This is a genomic window from Formosa undariae (assembly GCF_042427615.1).
Lineage (GTDB): Bacteria > Bacteroidota > Bacteroidia > Flavobacteriales > Flavobacteriaceae > Formosa > Formosa undariae.
Map to the genome: position 1 here is coordinate 1 of NZ_JBHMEZ010000001.1, position 16,973 is coordinate 16,973.

General features: G+C 32.1%; 16 protein-coding genes. 4 read left to right on the forward strand and 12 right to left on the reverse strand.

The features are described 5' to 3' along the window. The 12 genes from ACFFVB_RS00005 to ACFFVB_RS00060 all read right to left on the reverse strand — a co-directional run. A partial coding sequence (locus ACFFVB_RS00005; RefSeq protein WP_382379875.1) for an ABC transporter ATP-binding protein occupies positions 1 to 414 on the reverse strand: 414 nt, incomplete at its 3' end. A 336-nt stretch (positions 415 to 750) separates the two neighbouring features. Continuing rightward, on the reverse strand, positions 751 to 1,962 hold the full coding sequence (locus tag ACFFVB_RS00010) for a glycosyltransferase (protein ID WP_382379877.1): 1,212 nt from the start codon (positions 1,960 to 1,962) through the stop codon (positions 751 to 753). A 33-nt stretch (positions 1,963 to 1,995) separates the two neighbouring features. After that, entirely contained in the window at positions 1,996 to 3,132 is a 1,137-nt protein-coding gene (locus tag ACFFVB_RS00015; protein ID WP_382379879.1) for a polysaccharide pyruvyl transferase family protein, read from the reverse strand. A gap of 61 nt (positions 3,133 to 3,193) precedes the next feature. Further along, positions 3,194 to 4,282, reverse strand: coding sequence for a nitroreductase family protein (locus ACFFVB_RS00020; protein WP_382379881.1), 1,089 nt, complete (start codon positions 4,280 to 4,282; stop codon positions 3,194 to 3,196). Continuing rightward, on the reverse strand, positions 4,279 to 5,547 hold the full coding sequence (locus ACFFVB_RS00025) for an ABC transporter ATP-binding protein (protein ID WP_382379883.1): 1,269 nt from the start codon (positions 5,545 to 5,547) through the stop codon (positions 4,279 to 4,281). The genes ACFFVB_RS00020 and ACFFVB_RS00025 overlap by 4 nt, the downstream gene beginning before the upstream one ends. A gap of 20 nt (positions 5,548 to 5,567) precedes the next feature. Then, on the reverse strand, positions 5,568 to 6,431 hold the full coding sequence (locus tag ACFFVB_RS00030) for an ABC transporter permease (RefSeq protein WP_382379885.1): 864 nt from the start codon (positions 6,429 to 6,431) through the stop codon (positions 5,568 to 5,570). A gap of 4 nt (positions 6,432 to 6,435) precedes the next feature. Continuing rightward, complete coding sequence (locus ACFFVB_RS00035; RefSeq protein ID WP_382379887.1) at positions 6,436 to 7,458, reverse strand: NAD-dependent epimerase/dehydratase family protein; 1,023 nt, start codon at positions 7,456 to 7,458, stop codon at positions 6,436 to 6,438. Position 7,459: 1 nt separating this feature from the next. Then, entirely contained in the window at positions 7,460 to 8,851 is a 1,392-nt protein-coding gene (locus ACFFVB_RS00040; protein ID WP_382379889.1) for a UDP-glucose 6-dehydrogenase, read from the reverse strand. Positions 8,852 to 8,858: 7 nt separating this feature from the next. Next, positions 8,859 to 9,815 carry a GDP-L-fucose synthase family protein gene (locus ACFFVB_RS00045; RefSeq protein ID WP_382379891.1) on the reverse strand — a complete coding sequence of 319 codons (957 nt, stop codon included), beginning with the start codon at positions 9,813 to 9,815 and terminating at the stop codon, positions 8,859 to 8,861. A 26-nt stretch (positions 9,816 to 9,841) separates the two neighbouring features. After that, the gene (gmd, locus tag ACFFVB_RS00050; protein WP_382379893.1) at positions 9,842 to 10,960 is read right to left on the reverse strand and encodes a GDP-mannose 4,6-dehydratase; all 1,119 of its coding nucleotides are present in this window, start codon (positions 10,958 to 10,960) and stop codon (positions 9,842 to 9,844) included. Positions 10,961 to 11,088: 128 nt separating this feature from the next. Further along, positions 11,089 to 11,559, reverse strand: coding sequence for a UpxY family transcription antiterminator (locus ACFFVB_RS00055; protein WP_382379895.1), 471 nt, complete (start codon positions 11,557 to 11,559; stop codon positions 11,089 to 11,091). Then, positions 11,559 to 12,077: an ArsR family transcriptional regulator gene (locus ACFFVB_RS00060; protein WP_382379897.1), complete on the reverse strand. Its 519-nt coding sequence runs from the start codon at positions 12,075 to 12,077 to the stop codon at positions 11,559 to 11,561. Before ACFFVB_RS00060 ends, ACFFVB_RS00055 begins: the two co-directional genes overlap by 1 nt. Positions 12,078 to 12,638: 561 nt before the next feature. Here ACFFVB_RS00060 and ACFFVB_RS00065 point away from each other — a divergent pair. From ACFFVB_RS00065 to ACFFVB_RS00080, 4 genes are all read left to right on the forward strand, one after another. After that, positions 12,639 to 14,381, forward strand: a complete 1,743-nt coding sequence (locus tag ACFFVB_RS00065; protein ID WP_382379899.1) for a DUF8693 domain-containing protein — start codon at positions 12,639 to 12,641, stop codon at positions 14,379 to 14,381. An 86-nt stretch (positions 14,382 to 14,467) separates the two neighbouring features. Then, positions 14,468 to 14,710 carry a hypothetical protein gene (locus ACFFVB_RS00070; protein ID WP_382379901.1) on the forward strand — a complete coding sequence of 81 codons (243 nt, stop codon included), beginning with the start codon at positions 14,468 to 14,470 and terminating at the stop codon, positions 14,708 to 14,710. 7 nt (positions 14,711 to 14,717) lie between these two features. Next, positions 14,718 to 15,848 carry a phosphoenolpyruvate carboxykinase (ATP) gene (locus ACFFVB_RS00075; RefSeq protein ID WP_382379903.1) on the forward strand — a complete coding sequence of 377 codons (1,131 nt, stop codon included), beginning with the start codon at positions 14,718 to 14,720 and terminating at the stop codon, positions 15,846 to 15,848. A gap of 9 nt (positions 15,849 to 15,857) precedes the next feature. Beyond that, entirely contained in the window at positions 15,858 to 16,928 is a 1,071-nt protein-coding gene (locus ACFFVB_RS00080; RefSeq protein WP_382379905.1) for a nucleotidyltransferase family protein, read from the forward strand. The last annotated feature ends 45 nt before the right edge of the window (positions 16,929 to 16,973 follow it).

Genomic DNA, 16,973 nt, shown 5'->3' on the forward strand with positions numbered 1-16,973 from the left:
TCCCATAATGGCTCCATTCAAAAACACATTCTCACGACCTGTTAATTCCGGATGGAATCCTGTTCCTACCTCTAATAATGATGCGATACGTCCTCTCGCTTTTATGCTTCCTGTGGTTGGCGCTGTTACACGACTCAATAATTTTAGTAACGTAGATTTACCAGCACCATTTTTACCTATAATACCTAAAACCTCTCCCTGTTCTACTTCAAAATTAATATCTTGTAATGCCCAAACATAGTCAGACGATCCCTTACTTGTACGGTCATTAGAATCTCCTATTTTCAAGTACGGATCTTCTTTCCCTCTAGCGGTATGCCACCAACGGTTCATATCGTGAGCAAAGCTACCTGTACCAACTGTACCTAAACGGTACTGTTTATTTAAATTTTCTACTTTTATTGCGGGTTTCATTTTAGTCTTGTTTAAAATAATTAAACAGTATCCATAAAGCTTTTTTCAACTTTACTAAATGTAAGCGTTCATACAGCTAATAAAATATCAATAACACTATATCCTAAAGCTTTCCATGAAAAATTACCAACACCCAAAAAAGCATATCTAAATGTTTCTATAATAACATTCATGGGATTTGCCATAATAGCCAGCTTTATTTTTTCGTCCGTAATAGTATTAGCAGGATATATTATTGGGGTAGAAAACAGAATAAAGTGCATGTCCTACTAAAACGACACAATTATAGGTTGGTATAATTATTGAAAAAAAATACTTTTTTTCATAAATCAAATGTTATTTTTTAAAAGAAAAAAACCGAAAAAATGATATAATTTTATTTCCTAACTTAAACGAATTTGAATTTTCATATCGCGACTTTAATAAAGATCCTATTTCTGTAGTAATTGCTTGTGGAACAAATTGTATATTTCTTTTCATAATTTTATCCTTAGGTATTTCTGAACTGAAATCAGATGTTTTGGCTAACGTATAAAAATCGCCTTCTAAGTTGTATGTTATATTTAATTCTTTAGGAATTAAATCATATCCAAATTGTTTAATTGGTTTTAAACACGTTTTAGATGAAATTAAATATTCCGAATTAATTTTGTTTAAGTTTTTAGTTCCATTTAAATCAAATTCTACATCATATCCTTGTAAAGACTGACTTAATACATAATTACTATTATCTTTATGATACTCTAAATTATAGTCGTAAACAGAGTTTGAAGCTTCTAAAGTTACAAATTTGTATTTGCCATTAGAATTATCTAGGACAGCTTGATTATGCAAGTGCTTCTGAAAATAATGTGTACCCGCCTCTCCAAAGTTTGTACTAAGAGCCTTATTAGGATAAACCACAAATAAATCCTTTTTTACTAAATAATTATAAAAGTATTTTTTCCAGGAAGATTCAGGCCAAATGTGTAATACATCTTCCGGAAGCAAGCTATTTTTGTCAATTTTTAAATCTCCTCTCTCATAGCAGTCTTTAAATGCTAGCCATTGTTCTTTGGTCCAATATTGCCCCCATGAACTTGGTACTTGCATAAAAAACACATCCGCAGCTTGATCTAATGGAACAAACCTTGAATTGCTATATTCATCAATTTGATTTGTATATAAAGATATCTGGCCTATACGTTCATCCCCCTTATAAAACTGATCAGCTTCTATAATAAATTTAAAAAAATTAGGAGCAACCCATAAATCATCTTCTAACATTATTATTCCATCGTAATCTTTAACCAAATCTCCACAATATAATATATGCTTCCTTAATCCTAAATTATTTTTATGAGCTATAACTTTCTTTTCACCAAATTTCCAACTAAAATCATTTGCAACATTCTCGCAATCAAAAACACCCGAGTAATCACAGCTAACAATTAGATCAATTTTATACGACTTTGGGTAATTAGCATTTTCAATACTTTTTAAGAGCCGATTTAATGATTCTGGTCTATTATAAGTTGCTATTACAATTACGATACTTCTGTAAGACATTTAAAAGAAATTTAAGATTAAAATTGAAGATTATTAGTTAAAAAAACTAATAACTTCTTTCCACATATCCTCCGTTTGCTCTTTAATATTTTCAACATTGGAAGATGAAGAATTTAAATCTGCATCCAAAAAATTTGTAATTTTTTTTATTTCAAAAATGAAATCATCCATAGCAAGAATATTATTTTCAAAACCATAGTCCTTCATCAATTCTTCATATTTATGACTCCAACTTGTACAAAATGTTGGAATACTTTGGTTCAACCCACTAACAACTCCATGAAATCTGGATGAGATTAATAATTTAGAATTTCCAATTACTCCTTTTACTTCTATTGCATCAAGATTATTTAAAACTAAGTAATTATTATACCCATCTAAATTCTTTTCTAATTGTTTGATAAGTTCCCAATCGTCATTTCCTTCATGATTTAATAATATTATTTTTTCATTTATATTCTTGAAATGAACAATTAGGTCTGACAAATATGATAAATATTTATCACCTACTTTATCATCTGTATGCGTTAGCATTTTAGAATTTGGTATAATACAAATTCCACCCTTAACTTTCTTAAATAATTTTGAAGGAATATCTGCTTCAAATAAACATGTAAAATCTGGAGCTAATTTAATTTTATCACTATTTGGAAATAATTCTGTAATGTATTTATATGATGTTTTATCTCTTGCATAAAAAACATCTCCATATTCAAAAACAGTCTTCATTACTTCTTTAGACAACTCATCATTAAATGGTCCAAATGCTTGTGGTAGGAAAATAATTTTAACTCCATTTTTTTTCTTTTTTGAATAATATTCTTTTATTTCAGTTAAATATTTTTCAGAATAGAAGCTTATCCATTGATCTCCGAATTGAAATCCTCCGGCATCTAAAATAACTTTGATGTCAGTTTCTTTGACTAATCCATATTTTTGTAAAAAATATTCAGATATAAAGTCATCAATTGTAATTTTAAATCTTTTAAAATTCGGTATTTGATAAAGACCTGCTTTACGTATTTGAGATTGATCTGTAAATAAGCAATTTCTCCCTGCAACAACTTTATATTTTTTTTTATCTTCTTTATACAGCTTATCTATTGTAGCTCTTAACATCAGTTGAGCTCCTTTATTAATAAAACCTGCGTTATCTACTTGTATATACATCTATATTATTTTTATTATAAAAAAAATTCAATACCATTACAATAATTTGTCTTCCAAATTATTAATTTATTTCTCTAAAAATTTCATTTAATTCTTTTTTTGCTGAAAACGGAATTGGACTATCTTCATTTGCATAGCCAACCGATAGCAACATCACACCTTTCTGGTAATTTTCTAAATCTAAAATTTTCTGAACTTTATCATCCAAGCCTACTGTATCAGGATAATTTATTGGACAAGATGAGATACCTAATGACTCTAAAGAGAGCATGAGTGACATTGCAAATAAACCTCCATCTATGTATATTAAGTGTTTGTCCTGTTCTTCGGTATAAGAACTTAAGTCTCCAACAATAAAAATAAAAGATTTAATATTATCAGAAAACATTTCAAAGCCTAGCTTTAAGGCTTTCATATTATTTAATCTTTGTCCAGTAATGTAAAGCACCTCGAAAGGTTGTCTATTGCATGCACTTGGAGAAGATAGTGAAGATTCTACTGCTTGTTTTATTAATTTAACATTTACTTTTTTATCATTATACCAACGAACTGAATGGCGTCTTTTAAATAAAGAATCTAATTCAGAGAACCCGATATTTGATATTGGTAATTTCGAATAGTTATACGGTATATGTAAATTAACATTTTCCAAATCCTTAATATTGAACTTATTAAACATTATTTTCCATTTTTCACTTAGATACTGCAAATCCTCATCAAGCTTCACCAGTTGAAAATAGTTATTTAAAACGTCCACACTCCATTTATGAAATGGTGTATTTACATATTTTGTATTTAAAAGTTCTTCAACACCAAATACAGTCTCTTCTATATAATCTTTAGCAAACATTTCTCTTTTAACTAGGAGACTTGCAGATATTCCTTTTTCAATTCTATGAATATTCCTTCTAGTTCTAGCATAAACTCCTGAAGATAACTTATTTGATGAAAAATTGAATTTACCATTTAAGATTCTGTAATGTTCATTATCAAAGCTATTATCAAATAATGAATAATATATTGTACTTTTAATTGGTGACGAAATTGCCCAAGAAATATAATGTTTTTTTTTATTATCAAATCGAGTTCGTAACCTATAAATTAAGGACAGAGTAATTTTTAAAATTAACTGATCTATTTTTTGTTTCATAAAATTTGCCAATTTTGATCTATAAAAAATAAGTTTTCTTTATTGTCAGGTAACTTCCCTACTCCATAAAAATCACTATTCTCGACATTTAGAGTTAATGCATCCTTAACTCTATCTACAGAGGTTCCATCAACATGAAATGATAAATTGATAATATATGTTCCCTCTTTTAAATTACACCGTGGTATACTACAAATTATTTCTCCTTCTTTGTTAGATGTAAATGTATCAATACCACCATATATATTACCGAGATGTAATAATTTCTGATCATTTTGGTTATATATACCTATAAACAGCCTACAATTTTTTACTATCCCTCTAGATTTAAATTTTACATGAATTTTAAAAGGGTCTCCTGCAAAAATATTATTATTCTTTAGGCCTATAGAAGTAATATGAGCGCTTGTAACTTGTATAGGTTGAGATTCTAATTTTAAATTTTTACAAACATATTCAGCATCAAATTTAGATACATTCACTTTACTATAGGTGTCTATAACAGAATCTATATTTCCTGTTTTAGTAACTGTTCCATTTTGTAATAATATTCCGCTGGTACAAAGATTTTTAACAGAGGCCATATTATGACTTACAAACAACACTGTTCTACCTCCTTCTGTAGAAACACTTTTCATTTTACCAATGGCTTTTTTTTGAAATTCGGCATCACCTACTGCCAAAACCTCATCTACAATTAAGATTTCTGGTTCTAGATGTGCCGCAACCGCGAAAGCAAGTCTTACATACATCCCTGAAGAATATCGTTTAACAGGTGTATCTATATAACGTTCACATCCTGCAAAATCTACAATCTCATCAAATTTTAAGCTAATTTCTTGTTTGGTCATTCCCATAATGGCTCCATTCAAAAACACATTCTCACGACCTGTTAATTCCGGATGGAATCCTGTTCCTACCTCTAATAATGATGCGATACGTCCTCTCGCTTTTATACTCCCTGTGGTTGGCGCTGTTACACGACTCAATAATTTTAGTAACGTAGATTTACCCGCACCATTTTTACCTATAATACCTAGCACGTCTCCTTGTTGAACATCAAAATTTATATCTTGTAAAGCCCAAACATAGTCAGAATCTCCTTTTTTTGATCTGTCGTTTGCTTCTCCTATTTTTAAGTACGGGTCCTCTTTCCCTCTAGCGGTATGCCACCAACGGTTCATATCGTGAGCAAAGCTACCTGTACCTACTGTACCTAAACGGTACTGTTTACTTAAATTTTCTACTTTTATTGCGGGTTTCATTTTATTCTTGTTTTAAATAATTAAACAGTATCCATAAAGCTTTTTTCAACTTTATTAAATGTAAGCGTTCCTACTACCATTAAAACAACCATAACAATAACACTATAGGCTAAAGCTCCCCAAGAAAAATTACCTACACCTAAAAAAGCATATCTAAATGTTTCTATAATACCACTCATAGGGTTAGCCATAATAGCCATTTTTATTTTTTCATCGGTAATGGTATTTGCAGGGTAAATTATTGGGGTAGCATACATCCCTAATTGTATTATAAAACCCAGTAAAAAAGTAAAATCGCGATATTTTGTGGTTAAAGAGGTTATTGTTAAACCTAAACCTAGGGCTAAACCTGCTGTTATTAATATTAAAACAGGAGTCAATAGAATTAAAATATTGGGTTGAATATTTGCATCAGTAAGAAGTAGGTAATATAAATATACCCCAATAAATAAAGTAAATTGAACAGCAAAAGTTAACATCTTAGAAAAAACAACACTAATTGGAGATATTAAACGCGGAAAATACACTTTTCCGAAAACACCTTTATTAGAATTAAAAGTATTGGAAGCACTACCTAATACAGTGGCAAAATAATTCCACATTACAATTCCTGATAAGTAAAATACAGCTTGCGGCATACCATCGGTACTCATTTTTGCTATACCTCCAAACACTACCATAAACATAATAGTGGTTAAAATAGGTTGTATAAAGAACCAAAGTGGCCCAAATATGGTTTGTTTATATACGGCAACAAAATCGCGACGTACAAATAAGGATAATAAATCCTTATATTTCCACACTTCTTTTAAATTAAGATCGAATAATTTAGATTTAGGATATATTTCTATAGTCCAATCATCTTCTTGTAATGAGTCTTGCATAATGTTAGTTATAATAATTTTTATACCATGTTATAAAGTTCGATACCCCTTGTATAACATCGGTTTTGGGTTGATATTGATATTGTGTTTTAATCTTAGTCACATCGGCATACGTTTGTTTTACATCTCCTGCTTGCATAGGTAACATATCTTTAATTGCTGGTTTGTCTAGTGCTTTTTCTATAGCTTCTATATAGTCTAGCAATTTTACAGGTTGGCTATTACCAATATTGTACAGTTTGTATAATTGACTGGAGTCCGAAGGTTCTAAAAGTGTAGCAATAACACCTGAAACAATATCTTCTATATATGTAAAGTCTCGAGATAAATCTCCGTTATTAAACACCTTGATGGGTTTATCGTTAATAATAGCATCTGTAAATAAGCACATGGCCATATCTGGTCTACCCCATGGTCCGTAAACCGTAAAGAAACGTAAGCCTATGGTTTCAAAACCGTATAAATGACTATACGTATGGGCCATAAGTTCGTTAGCCTTCTTTGTTGCAGCATACAAACTAATTGGATGATCTACATTAGCAGTTTCTTGAAAAGGAACCGCATCGCTATTACCATAAACACTAGAACTACTCGCATAAACCAATTTAGATATCCCGCTATGACGACAACATTCTAATACATTTAAAAAACCAATCAAATTACTATCGGCATAAGCATTTGGATTTTCTAATGAATAACGCACACCTGCTTGAGCGGCTAAATTACACACTAAGTCTATTGCATGAGTTTTAAACAAATTTGGAAGAGCTTCTCTGTCTTCTAAATTCATTTTAATGAATTGCATACGATCTCCAACGTTAACACTAGAGCTCATGTTCAATTCTTTCTCTGCTTGCTCTCTTTGAATTCCTAGTTCTGCTAATCGTGCATACTTTAAGTCAATATCGTAATAATCATTTATATTATCAATACCAATTACGTTATGCCCAAGTTCTAAAAGTTGTTTAGACACATAAAAGCCTATAAATCCAGCTGCTCCAGTAACAAGAATAGTTTTAGTTTCCATATTATTGTCCGATTACATAAACTTGGAAGCCTATTTTCTCTAAGGCAACTTTATCTAATACGCTACGGCCATCAAATACAAATGCAGGTTTTTGCATATTATCATAAATTTTTTGCCAGTCGTATGTTTTAAACTCATCCCATTCTGTTAACACAGCAATAGCGTGAGCATCTTCTAAAGCTTCATAAGGATCGTTTACAACTGTAAGTCCTTTTTTATTTGAAGCAGTATCTCTAGTTTGTAAGTAATCTAGATCGCCATACATTTGTTGAGCCGTTACTTTAGGATCGTAGGCCACAATACTTGCTTGCTCATCTAATAATATATCTGCAACATAAATGGCAGCAGATTCTCTTGTATCGTTAGTATCTTTTTTGAACGCCCAACCTAAAAATGCGATTTTTTTACCTGAAACAGTGTTATATAAAGTCTTAACGATGTTTTTAGCGAAACGATGCTTTTGGTGATCGTTCATAATGATAACTTGTTCCCAGTAATCGGCAACAGCATCTAAACCATAAGATTTTGAGATATAAACTAAGTTCAAAATATCCTTTTGAAAACAAGAACCTCCAAATCCAACAGAGGCTTTTAAAAACTTAGGTCCTATACGACTATCTTTCCCTATTGCTCTTCCTACCTCATTCACATCTGCTCCCGTAACTTCACATAGTTCTGACAACGAATTTATAGAAGATACTCGCTGCGCTAAAAATGCATTCGCAGTTAATTTAGATAATTCTGACGACCATAAGTTAGTCGTAATAATGTTTTCTTTAGCTACCCATGTCCCATAAACGTTTACAAGAGCATCTATCGCTTCTAATCCTTCTGGGGTTTGTTCACCACCAATAAGTACACGATCTGGAGCCATTAAATCTTCAACAGCAGTTCCTTCAGCTAAAAACTCAGGATTTGATAAAATTTGAAATTTAGCACCATTACCTGTATTGTCTAAAATACTCTTAATAGCTTGTGCTGTACGTACTGGTAACGTAGATTTTTCAACAATAATTTTATTACTTGTAGATACACGCGCAATTTGACGTGCACATAATTCGATATATTTTAAGTCGGCTGCCATTCCTTTTCCGACACCGTAAGTTTTTGTTGGTGTGTTTACAGAAATAAATACCATTTCGGCTTCATCAATAGCTTTATCTACTTCTGTAGAAAAAAATAAGTTTCTTCCACGAGCTTCACCCACAACTTTATCTAAACCAGGCTCATAAATTGGTAAATTATCTAAATTAGTATCATTCCATGCAGCAATACGCTCTACATTTAAATCTACTACAGTAACTTTAATTCCTGGATTCTTTTGTGCGATTACCGCCATTGTAGGGCCTCCAACATAACCCGCGCCTATACAGCAAATGTTCTTAATTTTCATTCTGATTTTATTTAGACAATTTAACTTGTTTCAATGAAGCTTGATGATCTAGAAACCAAGCATATGTTTTTTCAATTCCTTGTAATAATTCTGTTTTGTAATTCCAACCTGCAAGTTTCAATTTTGAAACATCCATTAATTTTCTTGGTGTACCATCTGGTTTTTCAGAATCCCAAATAATATCCCCTTCATGACCAATAACTTTCTGAATCGTTTCTGCCAATTCTTTTATCGTCACATCTGTTCCTGTACCCACATTATACAAATGTTCAGGTAACGTATTATTCACAGCAAATACTACAGCTTCCGCCATATCGTCTACATATAAAAATTCACGCATTGGAGTCCCGCTACCCCATAAAGTAACTGGAGCATTCCCGTTTTCTTTAGCCTCATGAAACTTTCGTAACATTGCTGGTAAAACGTGTGATGTTTTTAAATCGAAATTATCGAACGAACCATATAAATTAGTAGGCATTAAGCTTACATAATCTTTACCGTACTGCTTTCTAATAGCCTCACAAGCTTTAACACCTGTAATCTTAGCTATGGCATACCATTCATTTGTTGGCTCTAAGGTATCGGTAAGTAAGTGTTCTTCTTTTAAAGGTTGAGGCGCTAATTTAGGGTAAATACAAGAACTTCCTAAAAAGATAAATTTCTCTACACCTTGTTTATGAGACGCATCTATTAGATTATTTTGAATCTGTAGATTTTCCATTAAAAACTGATATGGATACTCACTATTAGCAAGAATCCCACCTACTCGTGCTGCTGCATCAATGACCACATCTGGTTGTTCTGAAATGATGAACTGATTTACAGCATCTTGGTTTCGCAAATCTAATTCAGAACTTGTTCGTCCAATAAGATTGGTATACCCATCCGCTTCTAAGGAACGCCAAACGGCAGAACCTACCATACCACGATGACCAGCTATATAAATTTTTGAATTTTTATTCATGATACTCTAGATTGATCTATTTTAAATTATTCAAAATAGTTTAAAGTATCATAACCACCTTCCTTAAGAAATTGATCTTTTTGCATCAGCTTTAAATCACTCTGCATCATATCTTTAACAAGATCATTTAAATCAAATTCAGGAATCCAACCTAATTTGTTGTTTGCTTTAGAAGCATCTCCTATAAGTAATTCAACTTCTGTTGGTCTAAAATATTTAGGATCTACTGCTAAAACTTCTTTTCCTATTTCTAGTTGAAAATCTGCATTGTCGCAAGATGCGATATATGCTTTTTCCTCAACACCTTCACCTTTAAATTCTAAAGTAATTCCTAATTCAGAGAAAGCCATCTTTACAAAATCTCTAACCGGAGTTGTTTTTCCCGTTGCGATTACCCAATCTTCAGCTTCTTCTGCCTGAAGGATCATCCACATCATACGAACATAATCTTTAGCATGTCCCCAGTCACGTTGTGCATCTAAATTTCCTAAGAAAAATTTATCTTGAAGTCCTAAAGCAATTCTTGAAACCGCTCTTGTAATTTTACGCGTTACAAATGTTTCTCCTCGAATTGGAGATTCATGATTAAATAAGATACCATTACAAGCATACATGCCGTAAGCTTCACGATAGTTTACAGTAATCCAATATGCATACATTTTGGCAACAGCATATGGGCTACGCGGATAAAATGGAGTAGTTTCTGATTGAGGAACCTCCTGTACTTTACCATACAATTCTGAAGTAGAAGCCTGATAAATTCTTGTTTTCTTTTCTAATCCTAATAAACGAACAGCGTCTAAAATACGTAATGTCCCTAATCCATCTGCATTCCCTGTATATTCTGGAATTTCGAAAGACACATGTACGTGACTCATTGCTGCTAAATTATAAATTTCATCAGGTTGAATTTCTTTTATTAAGCGGATAAGATTTGTACTATCAGTCATATCACCGTAATGCAAAAAGAAATTACGACCATCGATATGAGGATCTTGATACAAATGATCGATACGATCTGTATTAAAAAGTGAAGATCTACGTTTTAAACCATGAACTTCATATCCTTTTTTTAATAAAAACTCACTTAAATAAGCACCATCTTGGCCAGTTACACCTGTAATTAAAGCTACTTTTTGTTTCATAAGACTGATAATATTAACAAAATATGTTATGTTATTTTTAAAATTTATTCCGTACTACTTACGGCTTCGCCGTGGTGCGTCCCATTTATGGGTGCTCCAATATAATTATTTATTGTAATAATTCACTTCTACTGTAATTGTAGTTTCACTACAAAACCTAATTTTTTCAACACCACCCAACATTGACTACCAGACACATGTCTAACCTCTCCATATTGAGCATCGAATCCAAATTCAGACATTTCAACATGCGCTCCAGGCTTTAAAACCTCTACACTCTCCAACGTCATATCCTTGCTTTGCTCTACCTCCTTTAACACGGCAACTTCATCCTCTCTAACCACTACAGGCTCTCCATTCCAAAACATATACCGCACTACTCCAGGCACTTCAAACACGCTATTGCGTTCAGAATCCAAAAGCCTCACTAAAACCATGGACGGCAACAAAGGTACAAATACTTTCTTCTTTCTATCGCTCCAAACTCGAATCTCAGTTTTCACAGGACAATAAGCCTCTATCCCTAAACGATTTAGTTTCTCTTCAACCTTTTTCTCATTTCTAGACTTTGTATATATAACGTACCACCTTGACTTCATTACTTCTCAATCAATTCATCATATATAACAAGCCCATTTTTTTGCTGATAAGAATCGGTAAAAGAAAAATTAACCTTTCTCTTTATCTCTGATTCTATCTTCCCTGCCATTTGATTAATATATATTGTATTCAAATTCTCCCCCTCTACAACAACATCTATAAGACCTGTATCCATTCCTTCGGCATAATCACCTATAACAATAACACGAGACACATGCCCCATACGCGCAAGTACTGTTTCAACAATAGCGTCTAAACCCACATATTTTCTAACCATATTTTGCAATGGATTAAATAAAGGATGTTTTGTATTCGCTCTGTAGGTAATTTTATTTTGCTCTTTCTCTTTGCCAAGATAACCGGCTGAAGACAATTGATTAAGTTCTTTTCGAATTGAATTTGTAGACTCGTTAAACTCCAAGGCTAAACCTCTTAAATACCCACTATTATTAGCACTAAGAAATAGCTTAACTAAAATACGGATTCTTGTTTTTGAGGTAATTAGGGATTCTAACATATAGTTTTTAAAACGAGTAACAAAATTACTCCTTTTTACGAAATAGCAAAATTAATTACAAAAACTTTTTTTATTAAAACAGTTAAATAACAAAGAATTAACAAAGCCTCAATATTCCCTGGGATTATTACTTAAATCACTCCAAAGCTTATTAAAAAACAAATAATTCTCAACTAAACCTCAACACCTACAAGTATTAAAAGACTCTTTATGAATTCTTATTCCGTACTTATAAATAAATTATACCGCAATTTCTGAAGTGCTTTCTACATGTTAATCTGCAATAAAGCAATATTAACATAAAACACTAACAAATCACACCTTATATTACGATATTCGCAAAAAATAACACTGAAATCAGACTTATTAAAAACAAAACATGATTGTAGTCTAAAACTTACAAATAAGTGTTTAATAAAGTTAAAATTTACATTTTATCGATATTAATTACCATTTCAGCTAATAAAAATAAAATTTCAATCATAGTTACACACAGTATCTATATTTGTAGTAAAATCTAGGCTTCAATAGGCTGGAACCTACTTACTTAAAATAGATACTATGAAAAAAATTTACTATTTAATATTACTTAGTCTAACCTTTTCTACATTAGGGTATAGTCAAGACCTTATTTATAATGAAGACCCAGTTTCTTCGGGTGGTTACGACGGTTGGAAGGACGGAAGAGTTCCCGGCAACACCGCGGGAACCAGTAGAAATAGAAATATTATTATTGAAAAAGGACATGTCGTTTTTCCTGAAAAAACAAGATGTTACGATTTAACCATCTTAGAAGATGGTAGTGCAACTATATTACCAGGGACTTGGGTATACTTAGAACATGAGGAAATATCAGAAGGAGTTTTCGATACAACTATAGGAAATTTAGTTATAAACGGTAATCTAACCATTACATCTAATTCAACCCAATATGGCGCGATATACGTTGAAGGTACATCTACAGGCCAGCTTACTTATGATTTATATGTAAAACCTGGACCAGTTAGCCAATTTATCTCTTCGCCTGTGCAAGGCGAAACTTTTGGAGATTTAGCATCATCAAATCCTAACATATATAGTCCTTACGGCACTACTGTTAAACGAATTGGCGAGTGGGATAAATCAACAGGAACATATGTAGAGTGGGATACCGCTATTAATTCTGGTAAAGTTTTCACATCGGGTGTAGGATACTTTGCTGCCACAAGTAGCACAAACAATATTTTATCTTTTACAGGAACCAACATCACAGAGGATTTTAATTTACCTGTAACACACACGCCCACTACATATGCATCACAATGGAATTTAATAGGAAACCCTTTCGCCTGTTACATTAGAGTACGGACTATAGTGCGTAATAATTTTGATAAATTACAACCAGGGAAAAGTGGGGCTTATGCAGACAATGGAACCTATTGGACTGTATACAACGAGTTAAGTGATTTTAAAATTCCTCCTGGACAAGGATTTTATTTTGCTGTTTTAGAAGACACAACTATATATTTTAATCAAGGAATGAGATCCGTAGCTGGTGATACCGGTGGAGATGATTTTATCACTGGAAGAGGAGACATTGAAGAAGAGGAAGAAGAAGCTGTACCTTACATTTCTCTAAATTTATCTACAGGTACTGAGGAAAAACACTATACCCACATATATTTTACAGATGAAGCCTCTTTAGGTTTAGACGAAAGATTCGATACCACAATTTTTGGTTCTAATGCTTCTGGCTTTACAATGTACACGCAATTGGCAGAATCAGAAACAGATTCTAATTACAAACTAGGAATACAAGCAATTCCTACCACAGCATTAGAAAACGCGGGTACAGCAATTCCTCTAGGTATTCAAGCTCCAAAAGGGCAACAGATTACAATTGACATTAAAGAAAACATCTTAGACAGTAACGCCATAGTTTACCTAGAAGATACAAAAACGAACACTTGGACAGCTTTAAAAGATAAAGCCTATACATTCACTACAGAAGAACAATTAACAGGATTGGGACGTTTTGTTGTACACGTGACTAACGAAGCACGATTATCTATAGACGATAGTAGCATTTTAGAAACCTTACAATTTATTTCGGGTAGCAATTCTATAAATATAAAAGGATTACTTGAAAAGAACACAAAACTTTCAGTGTTCGATATGCAAGGAAGACTAATTAACAGCACAACGATAAGCAACACTGTTAACGAACATCAAATAAATTCTTCTAATTACGGTAGCGGTATTTATATAGTAAAAGTTAAAACCCCTGCTGGTAAGAATATTGCAAAGCGAGTTATTTTAAAATAATCTTTTGCATATCAAAAACTTAATTTACCTTTACACCGAAATTTCTGCATATTAACCGAAATTTTTGCGTATTAAAAAAACAATTTATGGAAGAGGAAAATAGAAATACAGAAATTACTCGTAAAGAAGCATTAAAAAAGATGGGAAAATATGCAGCATTTACAGCTGTTGGTACATTCGCTGTTTTATCCCCTTTACGTGCTGCAGATACAAGTGTACCTGTAAGACCTCCAGGAACTAGCGCAGACCCTCAGGAGAATGCCCCAGCAGATTCGCAAGTGCAGTCATCAGAGTTTATAAATAAGAGTCAAGTAAAAAATAATTTTTAATAAATTATTGAATACTAATCTAAAACCTAAATACACACAATCCATTATTGATTATAATATACTTTGGTTCGAACCATCGAACCAGTATGCTATACTTAATAATGGATTGTTCTATTGTATTAATACGTATCTAGAGTTAGATACTAAAACTCTTTGCCTAAGTGCCTACAAAAACGAATTAAAGTTATCGCACGAAGACGCCTGTGATTTATACACGGATGTTAGCCAATTTCTTATTGACAGAAATACACACGAGCCAGAGGAACTAAAACGTAATTATAATTTAAATCTAGATAAAAGAGTTATATCTAAGTCTTATGCGTCTGGAAAATTAAACTTCCAAGTTCATGTGCAATCCGAAGAGCTATTTAGTTACATTCATCCTCAAATTTGTCACTTAGAAACTACCACGACATCTAAACCAGATTTATGGTTTGATATTTATGAAGAAGACAATCAACTTATTTTTTTTAAAAACAATCAGTTTATAAAAGCTTGCGAAGCTCAGCATTTTCATCAGTTACAAGGAAAATTTAATATGGAACTTATTTCTTCTTTATACAACAAAGAAGAACATGATTGGATTGGACTATTTCATGCCTCTACCGTTGCAACAGACTCAGAATCTGTAATGCTAATTGGCACATCTGGAAGTGGAAAAAGCACATTAACAACTATCTTATCTCATAATGGCTACCAATTGATCGCCGACGATACTACTCCTATTTTAAGAGCCGATTTAAACACCTATTATTTCCCAGGAGGCATATCTATAAAACCAGGAGCATTTTCTACAATTAAAACCTTTATTCCTGATTTTGATAATCTCCCTCAAAGCTTTTTAAGAGCTTACAAGGGCGGCATAAAATATATTGCACCGCCAACACCTACAAAAAATCATGTGCCATGCAAATCTATTGTTTTAGTTAACCACAAAGCAGATGCAGAAGTGGTTTTAGAGACCATAGATGCAAAAACAGCTCTTGAAGTTTTAATACCTGATTCATGGATTTCCCCTAAAGCAGAAAATGCAAAAGCCTTCCTTAATTGGATTAGCACAATTACCTTTTACAAACTTACCTATAGTAATAATCAAGACGCGATTGATGTTTTTTCGACTATCTTTAAGAACGAATAAGTAAGCGCTATGAGCCCTCTTGAAGTCACATTAACACAAATTTCCCGTATTTTAGGTTTTAAAACCGACGATCTTTCTTTAAAACAAGATATATTAAATTCTGTTTTTAACTGGGAAAATATAATAAGTGAAGGTAGCAGGCAATTAATAATTCCAACATTATACTCCAGACTAAAATCTAAAGATTTACTAAAGTATTTACCTCAAGACCTACAAAATTACCTTGCATATATTTTCGACTTAAACAGAAAACGAAATGAGGCTTTACTCAATGAAGTAAAACTCATAAACTCATGGCTTAATGAGAAAAACATTGAACATGTATATCTAAAAGGTGCCGCAATGATTGCTTCTAATTACTACGCAGATAGTGGAGAGCGTATGCTTGGTGATATAGATATTTTAATTCCAAAAGAACAGTGCCAACCGGCATTTGATTTATTGATAAGTAATGGATATACTTACGCTAAAGAACCGACTATAAATCCTAAATATTTTGAAGATAAACATCTCTTACGATTAGCTTCAAAAGATTACATAGGAGCTGTAGAAATTCACTTTAAACTTTTAGATAAAGATCAGGAAATATTACACCCAATTCATGTTTTAAAAGACAAACAGTTTGCAGAGACTTCAGGAATTCCAATTCCTTCTGCAAATCATTTACTACTTCATAATGTATTGAATTTTCAAATCAATGATTATGGATCGTTTTATAATTATATCGGACTAAAAAATTTTTACGACACTTTAGTCTTATTACCCCTTTTAAAACCGGAGGACAAAAAGCAAGTATTTAAAAATAGGCATATTGAAAATAATTTCAATTTAGGTCAACTTTACTTTAACGAAATCCCGAAGCCTCCAACATCGTTAAGATTAGAATACAACGCTAAAATATATCAATTAAAGAATACATATAAACCATTCGGATTTTGGCATTATAAGACGCTCTCATATTTAAACCTTTCAAAACTATTAATACATCGCACTTGGTTTTTTCTAGTCAATAAAAATTATAGAAAAGATATATTAAACGATCGACAACGCATTAAAGCATTTATAAAATCTAAACTTTAAAATTTGACGATCTCGTGTAACTTGTAATATAGATTCTTACTTAAT

What these genes read in the sequence shown, in the direction of transcription:
- ACFFVB_RS00040 (WP_382379889.1), bottom strand. Translation starts at nt 8,851, where the DNA reads ATGAAAATTAAGAACATTTGCTGTATAGGCGCGGGTTATGTTGGAGGC.
- ACFFVB_RS00025 (WP_382379883.1), bottom strand. Translation starts at nt 5,547, where the DNA reads ATGAAACCCGCAATAAAAGTAGAAAATTTAAGTAAACAGTACCGTTTA.
- ACFFVB_RS00070 (WP_382379901.1), top strand. Translation starts at nt 14,468, where the DNA reads ATGGAAGAGGAAAATAGAAATACAGAAATTACTCGTAAAGAAGCATTA.
- gmd (WP_382379893.1), bottom strand. Translation starts at nt 10,960, where the DNA reads ATGAAACAAAAAGTAGCTTTAATTACAGGTGTAACTGGCCAAGATGGT.
- ACFFVB_RS00010 (WP_382379877.1), bottom strand. Translation starts at nt 1,962, where the DNA reads ATGTCTTACAGAAGTATCGTAATTGTAATAGCAACTTATAATAGACCA.
- ACFFVB_RS00045 (WP_382379891.1), bottom strand. Translation starts at nt 9,815, where the DNA reads ATGAATAAAAATTCAAAAATTTATATAGCTGGTCATCGTGGTATGGTA.
- ACFFVB_RS00030 (WP_382379885.1), bottom strand. Translation starts at nt 6,431, where the DNA reads ATGCAAGACTCATTACAAGAAGATGATTGGACTATAGAAATATATCCT.
- ACFFVB_RS00020 (WP_382379881.1), bottom strand. Translation starts at nt 4,282, where the DNA reads ATGAAACAAAAAATAGATCAGTTAATTTTAAAAATTACTCTGTCCTTA.
- ACFFVB_RS00060 (WP_382379897.1), bottom strand. Translation starts at nt 12,077, where the DNA reads ATGTTAGAATCCCTAATTACCTCAAAAACAAGAATCCGTATTTTAGTT.
- ACFFVB_RS00080 (WP_382379905.1), top strand. Translation starts at nt 15,858, where the DNA reads ATGAGCCCTCTTGAAGTCACATTAACACAAATTTCCCGTATTTTAGGT.
- ACFFVB_RS00065 (WP_382379899.1), top strand. Translation starts at nt 12,639, where the DNA reads ATGAAAAAAATTTACTATTTAATATTACTTAGTCTAACCTTTTCTACA.
- ACFFVB_RS00015 (WP_382379879.1), bottom strand. Translation starts at nt 3,132, where the DNA reads ATGTATATACAAGTAGATAACGCAGGTTTTATTAATAAAGGAGCTCAA.
- ACFFVB_RS00035 (WP_382379887.1), bottom strand. Translation starts at nt 7,458, where the DNA reads ATGGAAACTAAAACTATTCTTGTTACTGGAGCAGCTGGATTTATAGGC.
- ACFFVB_RS00055 (WP_382379895.1), bottom strand. Translation starts at nt 11,559, where the DNA reads ATGAAGTCAAGGTGGTACGTTATATATACAAAGTCTAGAAATGAGAAA.